This window comes from Xenorhabdus griffiniae (assembly GCF_001028135.1).
Lineage (GTDB): Bacteria > Pseudomonadota > Gammaproteobacteria > Enterobacterales > Enterobacteriaceae > Xenorhabdus > Xenorhabdus bakwenae.
The window spans coordinates 19029-36552 of record NZ_LDNM01000064.1 but is presented as its reverse complement, the minus strand read 5'-3'; the positions used below and the strand labels follow the sequence as shown (position 1 = coordinate 36552).

The 17524-nt window shown below is 45.2% G+C and carries 14 protein-coding genes and 1 pseudogene; 9 read left to right on the top strand and 6 right to left on the bottom strand.

Annotation, left to right across the window (positions count from 1 at the left end; all coding sequences use genetic code 11):
* Positions 1-58: 58 nt before the first annotated feature.
* The 3 genes and pseudogenes from AAY47_RS13545 to uvrA all read right to left on the bottom strand — a co-directional run.
* A pseudogene (locus AAY47_RS13545) lies at positions 59-346 on the bottom strand (disulfide bond formation protein B); the annotation flags it as partial.
* 12 nt (positions 347-358) lie between these two features.
* Positions 359-517, bottom strand: coding sequence for a DUF5993 family protein (locus AAY47_RS22270; protein ID WP_167400589.1), 159 nt, complete (start codon positions 515-517; stop codon positions 359-361).
* A 261-nt stretch (positions 518-778) separates the two neighbouring features.
* On the bottom strand, positions 779-3610 hold the full coding sequence (gene uvrA, locus AAY47_RS13535; protein WP_047770673.1) for an excinuclease ABC subunit UvrA: 2832 nt from the start codon (positions 3608-3610) through the stop codon (positions 779-781).
* A gap of 292 nt (positions 3611-3902) precedes the next feature.
* On the opposite strand from uvrA, the gene ssb1 reads away from it, so the two are divergent.
* Complete coding sequence (gene ssb1, locus AAY47_RS13530) at positions 3903-4418, top strand: single-stranded DNA-binding protein SSB1 (RefSeq protein WP_047770672.1); 516 nt, start codon at positions 3903-3905, stop codon at positions 4416-4418.
* A gap of 111 nt (positions 4419-4529) precedes the next feature.
* Here the strand turns inward: ssb1 and AAY47_RS13525 are convergent, their stop codons facing one another.
* A complete protein-coding gene (locus AAY47_RS13525; protein WP_053014285.1) occupies positions 4530-4892 on the bottom strand; it encodes an aminoglycoside adenylyltransferase domain-containing protein in 363 nt (120 codons plus the stop codon).
* 104 nt (positions 4893-4996) lie between these two features.
* Positions 4997-5965, bottom strand: coding sequence for a glucokinase (gene glk, locus AAY47_RS13520; protein WP_047770671.1), 969 nt, complete (start codon positions 5963-5965; stop codon positions 4997-4999).
* Positions 5966-6328: 363 nt separating this feature from the next.
* Here glk and AAY47_RS13515 point away from each other — a divergent pair, with 363 nt between their 5' ends.
* From AAY47_RS13515 to AAY47_RS20720, 3 genes are all read left to right on the top strand, one after another.
* Positions 6329-7675, top strand: coding sequence for an NCS2 family permease (locus AAY47_RS13515; RefSeq protein WP_047770670.1), 1347 nt, complete (start codon positions 6329-6331; stop codon positions 7673-7675).
* A 300-nt stretch (positions 7676-7975) separates the two neighbouring features.
* Positions 7976-9625 carry a Na+/H+ antiporter gene (locus AAY47_RS13510; protein WP_047770669.1) on the top strand — a complete coding sequence of 550 codons (1650 nt, stop codon included), beginning with the start codon at positions 7976-7978 and terminating at the stop codon, positions 9623-9625.
* A gap of 39 nt (positions 9626-9664) precedes the next feature.
* Complete coding sequence (locus AAY47_RS20720) at positions 9665-10564, top strand: carboxylate/amino acid/amine transporter (protein WP_072059794.1); 900 nt, start codon at positions 9665-9667, stop codon at positions 10562-10564.
* Here the strand turns inward: AAY47_RS20720 and metR are convergent.
* Entirely contained in the window at positions 10449-11405 is a 957-nt protein-coding gene (metR, locus tag AAY47_RS13505; RefSeq protein ID WP_047770668.1) for an HTH-type transcriptional regulator MetR, read from the bottom strand. The two genes, AAY47_RS20720 and metR, sit on opposite strands and share 116 nt — an antisense overlap.
* A gap of 108 nt (positions 11406-11513) precedes the next feature.
* Here metR and metE point away from each other — a divergent pair, with 108 nt between their 5' ends.
* The 5 genes from metE (at position 11514) to AAY47_RS13480 (ending at position 17485) form a co-directional block, all read left to right on the top strand.
* Positions 11514-13793, top strand: a complete 2280-nt coding sequence (metE, locus tag AAY47_RS13500) for a 5-methyltetrahydropteroyltriglutamate--homocysteine S-methyltransferase (RefSeq protein WP_047770667.1) — start codon at positions 11514-11516, stop codon at positions 13791-13793.
* A gap of 161 nt (positions 13794-13954) precedes the next feature.
* Positions 13955-14218, top strand: a complete 264-nt coding sequence (locus tag AAY47_RS13495; protein WP_047770666.1) for a hypothetical protein — start codon at positions 13955-13957, stop codon at positions 14216-14218.
* Entirely contained in the window at positions 14218-15603 is a 1386-nt protein-coding gene (locus AAY47_RS13490) for a GntP family permease (RefSeq protein ID WP_047770665.1), read from the top strand. The genes AAY47_RS13495 and AAY47_RS13490 overlap by 1 nt, the downstream gene beginning before the upstream one ends.
* Positions 15604-15785: 182 nt before the next feature.
* Entirely contained in the window at positions 15786-16541 is a 756-nt protein-coding gene (gene udp, locus AAY47_RS13485) for a uridine phosphorylase (protein ID WP_047770664.1), read from the top strand.
* A gap of 161 nt (positions 16542-16702) precedes the next feature.
* Positions 16703-17485: a tyrosine-protein phosphatase gene (locus AAY47_RS13480; RefSeq protein WP_047770663.1), complete on the top strand. Its 783-nt coding sequence runs from the start codon at positions 16703-16705 to the stop codon at positions 17483-17485.
* The last annotated feature ends 39 nt before the right edge of the window (positions 17486-17524 follow it).

Here is a 17524-nt window from a genome sequence, read left to right as displayed (position 1 = left end):
TTCAGTTGATGAGCTGTTTACAGAGCATATTGAATATGCCATGTTATGATGATTTTGCTATATGGAGAGAAACCTGACGCATGGCAATGAAACCAGTCACAATGCAGCCAAGTAGTGAAAGGCTATAATGGGCATTTTTTATGCCGAAATAAATATTAAATAAAAATCCAAAACCAATCATGATAATGCCTGCTCGCTGCAATAAACATAATGGGCAGGGAAGTTCAAAACGCGCTAATTGATAATAAAATGCGACGATCAAAACAACACTAATACCTAACAATCCCAGAATATTCAAGGCCATTGCAAGGTTAATATTACGGGGTGCTGACATTGTATTATTCATTACGGCCTCCGATTAGAAAGAAAGGTTCAATGCATCAGTGGCATGGTATTTGAACCAAAATACCGTGATGATGAATAAAGCAAACCACAGGGTATACGTCAGCTTTTTTTTGCCGGTAATGATAGTGATGATGATAACTAGCGCAATTAAGAACGGTAAAAACATGTACATGTTTAATCTCCATTATAAATTTGAAGCATATGTAATGTCATTATGGCATTAATACTTTGGTCATGTGAGCATTAATAATATTAGAACAACAATACAATACCATATTAATTCAGGAAAAATTGTTTCATCTGAATTGGCGGTAAGAAAAAGCATTTCTATACGTAGGAAGATGAATCTGATTAATAATTGTGTGGAAAATAAATAAAAAACTCCCCACATAGTGGGGAGGATTGTCAGAAATTTAGTTGCGAAATTAATAAATTAATTTTGTTCAAGTACCGATTTCAAAAAGCGAGCCGTGTGAGACTTTTCACACTGAACCACTTCTTCTGGTGTTCCTGAAACCAATATTTCACCACCGCCGCTACCACCTTCAGGGCCAAGATCGACAATCCAGTCAGCAGTTTTGATCACATCCAGATTATGTTCAATAACGACAATCGTATTTCCTTGATCCCGCAATTGATGCAGAACGGACAATAGTTGCTGAATATCCGCAAAATGCAGGCCAGTTGTTGGCTCATCAAGAATATACAGTGTCTGGCCTGTACCCCGCTTGGATAATTCCCGTGCCAGTTTTACCCGTTGAGCTTCCCCGCCAGAAAGTGTCGTTGCGGATTGGCCCAGACGAATATAGGAAAGACCGACATCTATCAAAGTTTGCAATTTACGGGAAAGGGCAGGAACTGCATCAAAAAACTCACGAGCCTCTTCGATGGTCATATTCAGCACTTCATTAATATTCTTGCCCTTATATTTGATTTCCAGCGTTTCACGATTGTAACGCTTACCCTTACATTGGTCACAAGGCACATAAACATCAGGCAAAAAATGCATCTCAACTTTAATTACGCCATCGCCCTGACAGGCTTCACAACGTCCGCCTTTAACGTTGAAACTGAAACGCCCAGGTGTATAGCCACGGGTACGGGATTCAGGAACGCCTGAGAATAACTCTCTGACAGGCGTAAATATGCCAGTATAAGTGGCAGGGTTTGAACGAGGGGTTCTGCCAATCGGGCTTTGGTCAATATCGATTACCTTGTCAAAATGCTCAAGACCCTGGATATCGATATAAGGCGCAGGATTAATATTTGTGGCCCCGTTCAACTGACGCTGCGCGATAGGGAACAGCGTATCGTTGATCAACGTTGATTTACCGGACCCGGAAACCCCAGTAACACAAGTAAACAGGCCAACAGGCAGTTTTAATGTCACCTTTTTCAGGTTATTGCCTTTTGCGCCAATCAATTTCAGCATTTTATCTGGATCAACAGACACGCGCTGCTCTGGAATAGCAATTTTACGTTCACCACTGAGGAATTTTCCGGTGAGCGATTTGGGACTCTCCATGATATCGCTCAGTATTCCTTCGGCAACAATCTCGCCACCATGTACGCCTGCGCCCGGTCCGATATCAATAATATGGTCAGCCGCACGGATGGCATCTTCGTCATGTTCGACAACGATAACCGTGTTGCCTAAATTGCGCAGGTGCAGCAAGGTTTCCAGCAAACGCTCATTATCCCTCTGATGCAGACCAATGGAAGGCTCATCCAGCACATACATCACACCGACAAGACCCGCACCAATCTGGCTCGCCAAACGGATGCGCTGGGCTTCCCCACCGGAAAGCGTTTCTGCGGAACGGGAGAGCGTCAGGTAATTCAAGCCAACATTAACCAAGAATTTCAGGCGATCACGGATCTCTTTCAGGATTTTTTCGGCAATTTGGGCGCGTTGTCCACTCAGTTTGATATTTTGGAAAAATGCCATTGTATGACCGATGCTGAAATCCGAAATTTGTGGCAGCGTAGTATCTTCGATAAAGACATAACGCGCTTCCTTACGCAGCCGCGTTCCATCGCAGGAAACGCAAGATCGATTGCTGATATATTTTGCCAACTCTTCCCGTACTGCGGTGGATTCCGTCTCTTTATAGCGGCGTTCCATATTATGCAGCACACCTTCGAACGGATGGTGACGAACCGTCACATCACCACGATCATTAGTGTATTTAAATTCGATGGATTCTTTACCTGAACCGTATAAAACCACTTTCTGAAGGGTTAGGCTCAATTGATTAAACGGTGTTTCGATATCGAATTTGTAGTGTTCTGCCAGTGATCTTAACATTTGAAAGTAATAGAAATTACGGCGATCCCAACCACGGATCGCCCCGCCGGCAAGGGAGATCCCTTCATTCTGGACAACACGTTCGGGATCAAAAAATTGCTGAACCCCTAATCCATCACAAGTAGGGCAAGCACCAGCGGGATTGTTGAAGGAAAACAGGCGCGGCTCCAACTCGCTCATACTATAACCACAGGTTGGACAGGCAAAATTGGCGGAGAAGATCAGTTCTTCGGCCTGTGTATCATCCATATTGGCAATGACGGCAGTACCGCCGGAAAGTTCCAATGCAGTTTCGAATGATTCCGCTAATCGCTGGGCGAGATCAGCACGCACTTTAAAGCGGTCGACGACGACTTCGATAGTGTGTTTTTTCTGTAATTCGAGTTTTGGTGGATCGGAGAGGTCACACACTTCACCATCAATACGGGCACGGATATAACCCTGTGCCGCGAGATTATCCAGCAGCTTGGTATGCTCTCCTTTACGTTCTTTGACGACGGGAGCCAGTAACATCAAGCGTTGGCCTTCTGGCAGTGTCAAAACGTTATCGACCATCTGGCTGATCGTTTGTGCCGCCAGGGTGATATTGTGCTCAGGGCAGCGTGGTTCACCCACTCGTGCAAATAACAGACGAAGATAATCGTGAATTTCAGTTATCGTTCCGACCGTAGAGCGGGGGTTATGGGAAGTAGACTTTTGTTCAATGGAAATGGCCGGAGATAGCCCCTCAATGTGATCGACATCCGGTTTTTCCATCAGTGATAAAAACTGGCGTGCATATGCAGAGAGGGATTCAACATAGCGACGTTGCCCCTCTGCATACAGGGTATCGAAAGCCAAAGATGACTTACCGGAACCAGATAGCCCGGTAATGACTATCAGCTTGTCACGGGGAATTACTAAATTGATATTTTTAAGATTATGGGTGCGGGCGCCCCGAACTTCGATGTTATCCATATACCACTTCCCAGATTATTGATAGTGCAAAACTCATAAACGCGTTATTATTGCACAAACATTGCTGAATGGATATCCAGTGTTTAACGGACAATCGTGCTGTAACCATGACAATGACAATGACAATGACAATGACAATGACAATGACAATGACAATGGAAAGTACGATGCTCTTCGCAAAGTATAATATAACGGCTCTCTGTTTAAACTTATCCCTCGCATGGTAAACTACTTTGCTTATAATTAGAGAAATCCGTTTTTAGCAAAATTCATTTCATCAGGAGTATTTCCAATGGCCAGCAGAGGCGTAAACAAAGTTATTTTAGTGGGTAATTTGGGGCAGGACCCGGAAGTTCGCTATATGCCGAATGGCGGGGCAGTTGCCAATATTACTCTGGCAACGTCTGAGAGCTGGCGCGATAAGCAAACCGGTGAGATGAGAGAGAAGACCGAATGGCACCGTGTCGTGTTTTTCGGCAAATTGGCAGAAGTCGCCGGTGAATACCTGCGCAAAGGTTCTCAGGTTTATATTGAAGGTTCTTTGCAGACTCGCAAATGGCAGGATCAGAGCGGCCAAGACCGTTACACCACGGAAATTGTAGTCAATCCTATCGGTGGCGTTATGCAAATGTTGGGTAGCCGTAGTGGCGCAGCACAGGATGCGCTAGCACAAGGCGGTTGGGGGCAACCACAGCAACCACAAGCCTCTCAGCAATTCAGTGGCGGTGCTCCATCTCGCCCAGCGCAGTCGCCTATGCCACAGAGCAATGAGCCGCCAATAGATTTCGATGATGATATTCCTTTCTGAGTGGACTGAAAAAGCGGCTTGATTCTGGTCAGAACCAGTCATAGATTTTGCGATCTATAGTCGTTTAAATTTGATCTGGCAATTGTCCGTTTTGTTTCGGTAATTGTCAGATTAATCCTGAGCCAATGTACACAGATTCGTTAGCACACAATCGTGCAGCGAACTTACCGTAAGCTGAAGTTCTTGTTGGCGATTTTTCCAATCTTCTTCATGCCCTTTCAAATAGGTTTCCCGCGCATCAGTTAAGACTGCGGCCTGTGTGGCTGGAAGACGCGCAGCCGCCCAATCGGCAGCGAGAGATGCCCGAACCTCAGATGTCATCGGTTGGTCAATAACCACGAGTAAATCTACATCGCTGCGAGGGCGAAGACCACCAACCACAGCCGAACCATGAAGGTAGACAGCGACCAGCGATTCCGCTAATCGCTTCTGGATGATCACCAACGTTTTATCTGCTTCGGGAGGAATAGTCATTAAACAGCTCACTCATAAAATACTCATGCTAAATGTTGCTCAAAATTACACCAGTAAATCAAACAAATAAATAGCATGAGCACATATAAATATCTCGGTTCTATTTAACCAATCGTTTTACCCAGCAATTGGCGAATATAATATCCCGCACCCAATAACCCCGGTTTGTCATGAGTAATCAGATACACAGGAATATCTTTTAAATAGTCTGTAAATCTGCCTTTGTTTTCAAACCCTTGCCGGAAACCTGATTTTTGGAAGAAATCAAGGAAACGAGGAACGATCCCGCCCGCAATGTAAACACCGCCAAATGCACCCATATTCAGCGCCAAATTTCCACCAAAACGCCCTAGCGCGGTACAGAAGAGTTCTAATGCCTGTTTGCAGATCGGGCAATTTCCACTCAGTGCACGGTCAGAGATATCGCTAGGGGTAAGATCCTCGGCGACTTGGCTGTTGAGTTTCATCAGGGAACGATAAATATTCACTAAACCAGGGCCGGAAAGGATTCGTTCGGCGGAGACATGACCATATTCTTCGCGCAGTACGCTCAACATATGATCTTCTTCCGTACTATCTGGCGCGAACTCTACGTGACCCCCTTCACCCGGTAAGCTCATCCATTGGCTGCCTGTATGAACAAGGTGCGCGATTCCTAACCCAGTTCCCGCACCATAAACCGCAATAGGGCGTTTCGCCTGAGGTTGCTTGCCACCAATCTGAATCACATCATCTGTTCCCAGAACCGGAATGGCGAGGGAAACGGCAGTAAAATCGTTAATCACCTCAAAACGTTCCCACTCCAAAGAGGCTTTCATTTGGCTAACAGAAAAACGCCAACTGTGGTTGGTCATGCTGATTACATCGTCCGTCACCGGACAGGCAATAGCGATACTGCCATATTTGACTTCACAGTTCTGTTGTTTCAAATATTGGCGGATAACAATTTCAAGCGATGCATAATGCGCACAGGGATAGAATTCGACCGCGCTCAATTGCCCGGTATCTACATCACATAATGCCAGGCGTGCATTTGTACCGCCGATATCACCTACCAGAGCATAAGTTGTCATGGTTTATCTCCTTAATTTTTACAGAAATCCTAATGAACCCGTTAAAAATTGAATTGAGGGGATTTTACACAAGGTCAGGCCTAAAGGCCGCATAAAAATGTATCTTACAGAGCATGAGTTTTATCATCGTCGATGTGATTATCGCTTGATTCTTATCCCTGATTCACTGGATAATCGTCGGCTTCAAATTTTCTCACTTTTTCTTTACTCAAAAAGCCAAACGATTGCGCGAACGAATGGTTGAACCAATGAATGCAGCACTGATTTTTATTATCTTGTGACGTAATCGTTTTCGTTTGAAGAGGTGAAGAAATAGGGAGAGGGCTTTTAAAGCGATATATTTAACAGAAGCAGGGGAAAAACATGTCTGGTATGCAGGCACCAACACAATGCAAACTCGATAGGTATTTTAAGATTACTGAACGCGGATCGACGGTACGTCAGGAAGTTCTCGCTGGGTTAACGACATTTTTGGCGATGGTCTATTCCGTTATTGTGGTACCAGGGATGCTTGGGCAAGCCGGATTTCCTCATACCGCCGTGTTTATTTCTGTTTGTCTGGTGACCGGTATCGGTTCGTTATTGATGGGATTGTGGGTTAATCTGCCAATGGCGATTGGTTGTGCAATCTCGTTGACTACATTTACCGCGTTCAGCCTGGTATTAGGGCAACAGGTCAGCATTCCGGTGGCATTGGGTGCGGTTTTCCTGATGGGATGTTTGTTTACGTTAATTTCAGTAACCGGTGTGCGAGCGTGGATTTTGCGCAATATGCCAATGGGTATTGCACATGGAACGGGTATTGGCATCGGGTTGTTTTTATTGTTGATTGCCGCCAATGGCGTGGGTCTGGTGGTGAAGAATCCAAACGCTGGCTTGCCTGTGTCCTTTGGTTCATTGACGTCATTTCCCGTGGTGATGACGTTATTGGGGCTGGCGGGAATTATCGGTCTGGAACGGAAGAAGGTGCCTGGCGGTATCTTGCTGATCATTATTGCGATTTCTATTATTGGCTTGATTTTTGATCCTGCCGTTAAATATCAAGGATTCTTTAAATTTCCTACCTTGGGGGAAGATGGCTTGTCCCTGATGTTCAGTATGGATGTCATGGGCGCTTTACAGCCTATTGTCTTACCCAGTGTTCTGGCGCTGGTCATGACAGCCGTATTTGATGCGACGGGTACGATCCGTGCGGTGGCGGGGCAAGCCAATTTATTGGATAAGAGAGGCCAGATTATCAATGGCGGCAAGGCACTGACAGCCGATTCTGTCAGTAGTATTTTTGCTGGGGTTATCGGTTCTTCTCCCGCTGCGGTTTATATTGAGTCTGCCGCAGGAACCGCTGCGGGTGGTAAAACAGGTTTAACAGCTTCTGTTGTCGGTATTTTATTCCTGTTGATTTTATTCCTGTCTCCGCTGTCGTATTTAGTTCCCGGCTATGCTACGGCTCCTGCCTTGATGTATGTCGGATTACTGATGCTGAGTAATGTGCGAAAACTAAACTTTGATGATTTTGTGGATGCAATGTCAGGTTTACTGTGTGCTGTATTTATCGTGCTGACTTGTAACATCGTCACCGGCATTATGCTGGGTTTCAGTGCATTAGTGGTTGGGCGTATCTTTGCGGGGGAATGGCGTCAGCTGAATACTGGTACGGTGATACTTGCCATTGTATTAGTGGTATTTTATGCCGGAAATTGGGCTATCTAATTTAAATAGGATGCGCGAACACTGAGAGTTTGCGTATCCTTATTCCTGTTATATTTTTCCATTCCACTGTGAGTTATCTGGTGACCACCAGACATCTTCTAAAATGTGCTAATTTTTCAATACACTTTGGCCGATAAGCATAAAATAGAAATATGAATCAATACTGATTGATTCATAATGTGATTGTTTTTTGATTTTCTTTAATAACTGTAATATTTATGGTTATTAGCGCTATTATTAACATTAAAAAACAGTCACAATCTTTCTACTGACGGATTTTTGGCAATTTGTAAGGGTAACATGGAAATATTCTTTACTATCTTGATCTTGATTTTGGTGGTGTCAGTTTCTGGTGTTCTTACTAAAATGATTCCGTTCCGTATCCCCTTGCCGATAGTGCAAATAGCAATGGGTGCGTTGCTGGCCTGGCCTCATTTTGGTTTACACGTTACTTTCGATCCAGAACTCTTCCTCGTATTACTTATCCCTCCTTTGTTATTTGTTGATGGTTGGAAAACGCCAACCAGAGAGTTTTTTCAGCATGGGCGTGAAATCGTCATTTTAGTTTTAGTATTGGTTTTGGTGACGGTTATTGGCATTGGTTATTTGATCTATTGGTTATTGCCGAGTATTCCACTTATTGCTGCTTTTGCACTGGCGGCTGTATTATCCCCAACAGATGCGGTGGCATTATCATCCATTGTCGGAAAAGATCGTATTCCTAAAAATATGATGAGCGTGCTGGAAGGAGAGGCATTAATGAATGATGCTTCCGGTCTGGTGGCTCTGAAATTTGCTGTAGCGATTGCTATGGGCACGATGGTATTTACTGTCACTGGTGCAACGGTTGAGTTTTTCAAGGTGGCGGTGGGGGGATTACTGTCGGGTATCGCCATTACCTGGTTATACAGTAAATCACTGCGATTGATGAGTCGCTGGAGTGGCGATGATCCGGCAACTCAAATCATGTTTATGATGCTGTTGCCGTTTGCTTCTTATATGATTGCCGAACATATTGGTGTCTCAGGAATTCTGGCAGCGGTTGCCGCAGGTATGACTATCAGTAAGGCCGGCGTGATCCGCAACGCGCCACTGGATATGCGTCTGCGTGCCGATAACGTATGGGGAATGCTGGCCTTTGTCTTCAATGGCCTGGTGTTCATCATGCTGGGGCTGCAATTGCCGGGTATCTGGGAAACATCGGTGGAACAGGCTGAACTTGACCCACATGTTGAAACCTGGATGCTATTTGCTGCCGTTGGCATCATTTATGTTGCGCTGGTATTACTGCGATTCTGCTGGTTGTGGTTGATGAAAAATATCAGCAAGATGCTGATAAAGAAAAAACCCCTTCAGTTTGCCTCCTATACGGCACGTGAGTTGTGGCTGGCTTCATTCGCGGGTGTTCGAGGGGCAATTACGCTGGCAGGTGCGCTGTCTGTTCCCTTGTTCTTACCGGATGGTGATCCGTTCCCGGCGCGTTATCAGTTGATTTTTATTGCAGCGGGCGTGATTTTGTTCTCCCTTTTTGTCGGGGTTGTCGCTTTACCTTTGCTGCTGCGTGGCATGAAAGTCGGTGATAAGCTGGCAGATCTCAATGAAATCAGAATGGCAAAATCGGCCATGGCTGAAGTTGCTATTGTCAGTATGAATAAGATGGAAGAGCGTCTGTCGGCCAGTACTGAAGAAAAACTGGATGCTGAGGTTATTAGTGAGATTGCTTCTCGCGTTACCGGTTATTTGCGGCGTCGTACTGCGGGAACGGATGAAATCGAACATAACCTGATGATTGAAGATTTGGAACGCCGCTTCCGTTTGACGGCATTAAGGGCTGAACGAGGAGAGTTATATCACCTGCGTGCCACCCGTAAGATTAGTAATGAAACACTACAAACGTTGCTGCATGATCTTGATTTGCTAGAAGCGCTTTTAGTAGAGAAAGATCAATAAGTAGAGAAAGATCAATAAAAGGTAAAAGACCAATAAATTATGTGGCTGTTAACGATCACAACATTTTTATGGGCCGCCTCATTTAGCCTGATTGGCGCTTATCTTGCTGGTCAGGTTGATAGCTGGTTTTCGGTTCTTGTCAGGGTCATATTGGCAGCAATGGTATTTTTACCATTTTTGCGCTGGCGTGGGTTATCGCTGAAAGTCATTTCACTGTATATGGCTGTCGGGGCCTGTCAGCTTGGTGTGATGTATTTGTTTGTATTTCACGCTTATCACTATCTGACCGTGGCAGAATTTTTGCTGTTTACCATCATGACGCCGCTTTATGTCACATTAATGTATGATCTGATGGGACGTCAGCGATTGCGCTGGAGTTATGCCTTGAGTTCTTTACTGGCAGTGGCTGGCGCAGCGATTATTCGTTATGACCGATTGAGTGAGTCTTTCTGGATTGGCTTGCTGTTAGTGCAATTGGCAAATATTTTCTTTGCAATTGGTCAAGTCGGTTATAAGCGCTTGATGGAGATCCACCCGATCCCACAACGAGTGGCATTTTCATGGTTTTATCTGGGCGCTTGTGCTGTCGCTATCATCGGTTGGCTGATGTTTGGTGATCCGCAAAAATTGCCAACCACTCAGCTACAGTGGGGAGTCTTGATTTGGCTGGGTGTTGGGGCATCGGGGATTGGCTACTTTATGTGGAACTGTGGTGCCACTCAGGTCGATGCCGGAACACTGGCAATTATGAATAATATGTTGGTTCCGGCAGGGTTATTGGTCAATTTTGCGATTTGGCAGCAGCATCCGAATTGGCTGAACTTTACCATTGGAGGCAGCCTGATTGTTGCGTCGCTTTGGGTGCATCACCGTTGGATACTGAAACCTGTTTCACAAACGGCAAATTGTCCACCGCGTGCTGGCGCGCAGAACGAATAAAGGTATCGATAGCGGGTTGACGCTGCTCCCCTTCCCGGCTGGCAGCGTACAATCTGCTCCATAACCCTTCTCCCAATGTCTGAGTGACAACCAATCCTTGTCTTTCAAATGTTTCCACGGCCCAGTGTGGTAACGCGGCAATACCCAATCGGGCGGCAACCATCTGGATCAGCAATAGTGTATTATCGACAGCTTTTAATGTTGGCGTAATTTCCGCAGGCTGGAGAAAACGACGCCAGATATCAAACCGTTGGCGCTGGACGGGATAGATCAGCAAAATTTCTGCGGCGAGATCTTGTGGACGAATATCACGTTTATTGGCCAGTGGATGATCCGGCGCGAGCACCAGCTTCACTTCATAATCAAACAGCGGCGTATAATGCAGGTTACTGTCTGCAATAATGTCAGATGTCAGAACGATATCCAGCTCGCGTTTTTGCAGTGCAGGTTGAGGATCAAATGTCACACCAGATTTAAAGTCCACATTAACCTGCGGCCAACTTTCACGAAAACGCTTCAGTGCGGGTGTCAGCCATTGAATACAGCTATGGCACTCGATGGCAATGCGTAAGTTTGTCTCTTCCGGCTCATGGCATTCACGTAAGGAAGCGGTCACTAAGGGCAAGACTTGCTCTGCCAGCTTCAACAGCACTTCCCCTTGGGGGGTTAGCTTTAAGGGTTGGCTTTTACGAATGAATAGTTTAAATCCCAGCCGATGTTCTAATTCACTGAACTGATGAGAAAGGGCCGATTGCGTCTGATGCAAATAATTTGCTGTCGCGGCGAGTGAGCCACACTGGTTCAGTGCTTGCAGCGTTTTTAAGTGTTTTAGTTCGATCATGAAAAACCTTCAAGATGATAATGAATAATTTGCGCTTGTGGTTTATACCTTACCTGTTGATTATAGAAGTGTAAACATCTAGACGGCTAAAAATTACAGGGTGACGACATGACGGTTCTGAATCATACATTAGGTTTTCCACGTATCGGATTGAAAAGAGAGCTAAAAAAAGCGCAAGAAAGCTATTGGGCGGGCAAAATTTCTCAACAGGAATTGCTGGAGACAGGTCGTGAATTACGTGCACGTCACTGGCAACAACAAAAAGAAGCGGGCGTTGATTTAGTCCCCGTTGGTGATTTTGCCTGGTATGACCAAGTATTGACCACCAGCCTGTTATTGGGCAATGTTCCACCGCGTCATCAAAATGAAGGTGGCAATATTGATCTGGATACGCTGTTCCGCATTGCCCGTGGTCGTGCTCCAACAGGGACACCTGCGGCTGCTTCGGAAATGACTAAATGGTTTAACACCAATTATCACTATATCGTGCCTGAATTTCAGGAAGGGCAGGAATTTAAGTTGGGCTGGACTCAGTTGTTGGACGAAGTTGATGAAGCTCTGGCATTGGGACACAACGTAAAACCTGTCCTTTTGGGACCCGTGACCTATTTATGGCTCGGTAAGGTAAAAGGCAAGGCTTTTGATCGCCTGTCTCTATTAAAGGATATCCTGCCGGTATACCAGCAGGTGTTGGCAGAACTGGCAACACGCGGCATTGAATGGGTACAGATTGATGAACCGGCTCTGGTACTGGAATTACCAGAAGAGTGGCAGGCGGCATTCTCAACGGCTTATCAAGCACTTGAAGGACAAGTGAAATTGTTGCTGACGACCTATTTTGACAGCATCGGTCACAATCTGGAAACCATCAAATCGTTACCAGTGCAAGGATTGCATGTTGATTTGGTCGCGGGACAGGATTCTCTTGAGCATTTGGATAAATCTCTGCCGGAAGACTGGTTGCTTTCATTGGGGGTGATTAACGGCCGCAACGTTTGGCGAGCCGATTTGAGTGAAAAATACCCGCTTGTCGCCCCATTGGTTGGTAAAAGAAATGTATGGATCGGCACTTCCTGTTCATTACTGCATAGCCCCATTGATCTGAATGACGAAACAGGATTGGATGAAGAAGTGAAAAGCTGGTTTGCCTTTGCATTGCAAAAATGTGCGGAACTTTCTTTGCTGTCACAAGCATTGAATGCGCCGGAAGGCAGTAAACAGGCAGATCTGGATGCCTATAGTGCCCCAGTTCGCGCCCGTCGCAGTTCCACAAGGGTGAATAATCCAGCGGTCGCTGGGCGCATTGCGGCAATTAAGCCACAGGATAGCGAACGTCATCAGGTATATCCTGAGCGTGCCAAGCTCCAGCGTCAGCGTTATAACTTACCGTTGTGGCCAACAACAACCATAGGTTCATTCCCGCAAACAACGGAAATTCGTAGCCTGCGTCTCGATTTCAAAAAAGGTCGGGTGGATAGTACGCACTACCGAGCCAATATCAGTGAGCATATCAAACAGGCGATCCAAGAGCAGGAGCGTTTGGGGTTGGATGTATTGGTACATGGTGAAGCTGAACGTAACGACATGGTGGAATATTTCGGTGAACACTTTGACGGTTATGTCTTTACTCAAAATGGCTGGGTACAGAGTTATGGCTCCCGTTGCGTGAAACCACCGGTAATTATTGGCGATATCAGTCGGCCAGAGGCGATAACAGTGAACTGGGCGACATATGCACAATCCTTGACTGATAAGCCAGTCAAAGGCATGTTGACGGGACCTGTGACCATTCTCTGTTGGTCATTCCCAAGGGAAGATATCAGCCGTGAAACTATCGCTAAACAGATCGCACTGGCTTTGCGTGATGAAGTTGATGATTTGCAGAAGGCAGGCATCGGCATTATCCAGATTGATGAACCGGCATTGCGTGAAGGCTTGCCACTGCGCAGAGAAGAGTGGCAGGAATATCTGGAATGGGCGGTAGATGCTTTCAAATTGAGCGCAGCCATTGCGCAAGATGATACCCAAATCCACACTCATATGTGTTATTGCGAGTTCAATGACATCATGCCGTCCATTGCAGCGCTGGATGCGGATGTAATCACCATTGAAACCTCACGCTCGGATATGGAGTTACTGGATTCGTTCGAAGATTTCTCTTATCCGAATGAGATAGGGCCTGGTGTGTATGATATTCACTCACCAAACGTCCCCAGCGTCGAATGGATTGAGTCATTATTACGCAAAGCGGCTGATCGTATTCCGGTTGAACGTTTGTGGGTAAACCCAGACTGTGGCTTGAAAACTCGCGGTTGGACAGAAACCAGACAAGCGTTGGCAAACATGGTTGAAGCGGCAACACGTTTACGCTCTTCATTAAATGGCTAATTTAGAGTTTATTTGTTCAGTTTAAACTTAATAAGTGATGAAAATACCCGCTACAGTCAGATTCATGTAGCGGGTGAAAAAGCGAGTTTTCTTGGCCGCTTAATCTTCAACAGATCCAATGCCCGCAGATTTTAAATCCAGATTTTTTGAGACGTCAGCGTTTGGCTGACCTTATCGATAAGACCAGACAAACGCTGATCTTCAATCCAATCTATCATGCATATGCTGGTGCTGCCTTCGCGCTGTTACAAGCCCGATTCGCAACTATTCGTTTTATCTCGGCAATACCTCTTTTTCAGCTCATTATATTTAAAGCAGCCCGGGTCTGGCCTGAAATTTTCCTTGGAAAAAATCGATTTCTGATAGCGAAACGCATTGTAAATATGGCATGTTCCAATTTATCCATTTTTAATGAGGTTTTGTGATGGGGTTTTATATTCCAATTATTGGATTGGGAGTGGCGGTATTTACGCTGGTTTTTCTGGTCTTGCGCACGCGTGTTCATGTCCTTATTGCTATGCTAATTGCGGCAATAATCGCCGGAATATCAGGCGGCTTGACTATGAATAATATCGTTGAAGTCATCGCTAAAGGATTTGGTTCGACATTAGGTAACATCGGTATCGTGATTGGATTGGGATGCATGATGGGGAGAATATTGGAAGTATCGGGAGCAACAGAGCAAATCGCCTATAGCCTGATTAAATGGTTGGGTAAAAGGCGCGAAGAATGGGCTTTGGCGATTACCGGTTATATTGTCAGTATCCCCATATTTGTGAATTCAGCTTTTGTGATCCTCTATCCGCTGGTGAAGGCATTGGCGAAAAAAGGTAAACGCAATGTATTGTCCCTTGGGGTTGCTCTGGCCGGAGGGTTAGTGGTGACTCACCATATCGTTCCTCCAACACCAGGGCCACTTGGTGTCGCCGGAATATTCGGGGTCAGTATCGGCCAAATGATGCTGGCAGGTATGATACTGGCGGTGCCCTGTGTCATGGGTATTACCTGCTATGCAAAGTGGTTGGAGACTAAATATCCTCAATATCAACTGGGTGATACAGAGGAAAGTGCAGAAAATTTGCCACAAGTACATCAGCGTTATATGGAAGAGAAAGAGCAAAAATCACTTCCAAGTCTATTTCTTTCGCTTTTACCCATCGTCGTGCCAATTATGCTGATTTTTATTGGTGTCATTAATGGAATGATACGGAAAATGGATGGGTTTGCCGGTAAGGAGAACGCTTTCTATTTTCAGCTTTTTGATTTTCTAGGATCCCCCATTATTGCGCTAGCAATCAGTGTATTACTGGCGGTTTATACCTTAATGCCAAACGTTAGTAAGCATGAAGTGATTGAACATCTGGAAACAGGGTTAAAAACGGTAGGTATTATTTTGCTGGTGTCAGGCGCGGGAGGTGCATTAGGCGCCGTGTTGAATGAAGGCTCAACAGGGACGATATTGGCGCATTATATTGCCAGCCTGCCCATAACACCGGTCTTGATCCCATTTATCATTGCAACGCTCATACGCATAATTCAAGGCTCTGGTACAGTGGCAATGATAACTGCGGCTTCTATTTCTGCGCCGGTTATCAAGCAGATACCGGATGTTAATATGTTGGTGGCGGCTCAGGCGGCGATGATGGGCACACTATTTTTCAGTTACTTCAATGATTGTTTTTTCTGGGTGGTTAACCGGATGATGGGCATTAAGAATGTGAGACAGCAGATTATCATCTGGTCGATACCCACCACCATTGCTTGGGGAATTGGACTGTGTGGTGTATTACTGCTTAATTTCATCATGTAACTTATTATGCGGATAGCGCCCTGTAGAGGGCGTTTTCTTTTTAAATGTGATAACCATCACAAATATATGTATGTGCTTCTTTTTAATATCAATTAAAGATGATTTTAATCACTAAAAAATGTCAGAGTATTGACTAAATTTAGGTATTCAAATTTTGAATCATGCCCGCTGAGGAGTTTGCTATGTCTGATGTGTTTCACTTAGGTATTACCAAAAGCGACCTGCAAGGCGCAACTCTGGCAATTGTACCCGGCGATCCTAACCGTGTTGAGAAAATTGCGCGACTGATGGATAACCCAGTCCATTTGGCTTCCCACCGTGAATTTACAACCTGGCGTGCAGAAATCAACGGAAAGGCTGTGGTTGTCTGCTCTACAGGCATTGGCGGTCCCTCAACGTCGATTGCTGTAGAGGAACTGGCACAGTTAGGAGTATGTACTTTCCTGCGTATCGGAACAACTGGGGCGATTCAGCCACATATCAATGTAGGGGATGTATTGGTTACGACTGCCGCGGTTCGTTTGGACGGTGCCAGCCTGCACTTTGCCCCAATGGAGTTCCCTGCGGTTGCTGATTTTGCGTGTACAAATGCCTTGTATGAAGCCGCAAAGGCATCGGGTTCTGCTACCCATGTTGGTATTACTGCATCTTCCGATACCTTCTATCCAGGACAAGAGCGTTACGATACTTATTCCGGTCGTGTTGTGCGCCGTTTCCAGGGTTCGATGAAAGAATGGCAAGAAATGGGCGTAATGAACTTTGAAATGGAGTCAGCAACCTTGCTGACCATGTGCGCAAGTCAGGGACTACGGGCTGGTATGGTAGCCGGTGTGATCGTTAACCGTACCCAACAGGAAATCCCCGATGTTGAGCTGCTGAAAAAAACGGAAAGCAATGCACTGGGGATTGTTGTGGAGGCCGCCCGTCGCCTGCTGTGAAGTTTTTCATCAAGGGTCAGAGCATTCTGGCCCTATCGTTTTTGTTATCTTTTGTCTCCCTTCATTTTCCCTTCATTTCAAAATTTGATAATGTCATAACATTCTGTACTAATAGATAGTTTGTTCTATTAACTATTTTTTTAATCGCAACAAGAGTGACTATGACCACAACATTTCTATCTCATCCTTCACTGCTTCCTTTGAATGGTGGCATTAATTTCCGTGATTTGGGTAATAAGGCCCTGAAAAATGGCGCTAAAATTAAATCAGGATTGTTATTTCGTTCAGGATCACTGGACAGATTGACAGAAAACGATCAGGCTTTTTTAGTCGATCAAAACCTTTTGCAGATCATTGATTATCGTGATAACAGCGAAATTATGGATAAACCCGATCGCATATGGAATGGCGCGCATTATCACCATGCTCCAGCTAATCCTCTTTCCAAAGAAGTGGATGCTAATCTGGATAAGTTAGACAAAGAAATACTGGAGCAATTCGACGCGAAAGTATTTATGGCTCGCTTATATGAATTGTTACCCATTAACAATCCAGCTTATAAGACGTTAGCGACATTATTGCTGCAACCAGAGAAAGGCGGAATTGTGCAACATTGCGCGGTGGGTAAAGACAGGACAGGAGTGGGTTCTGCACTGGTTTTATTCGCACTGGGTGCTGATTTGGATACGGTGATGGAAGATTATTTGTTGACCAATATCACATTGGCGCCATACCGCGACTATTTATTGAGTGAACACGCAAAAATTATGCGTGAAAGTGTGGTCGAAAAATTTGCCTATGTTTATTCAGTGAAGGAAGAGTTTCTGCTGACAGCAATTAACAGTATTAACCGGCATTATGGCAGCGTAGATATTTGGCTGGAAAAAGATATCGGACTCAATATCGCTGCGCGTGAAAAGCTACAAGCTTATTTTCTTGAATAAAAATATCATGTTAGCATTGGACGGATTGTTCAGGGCTGA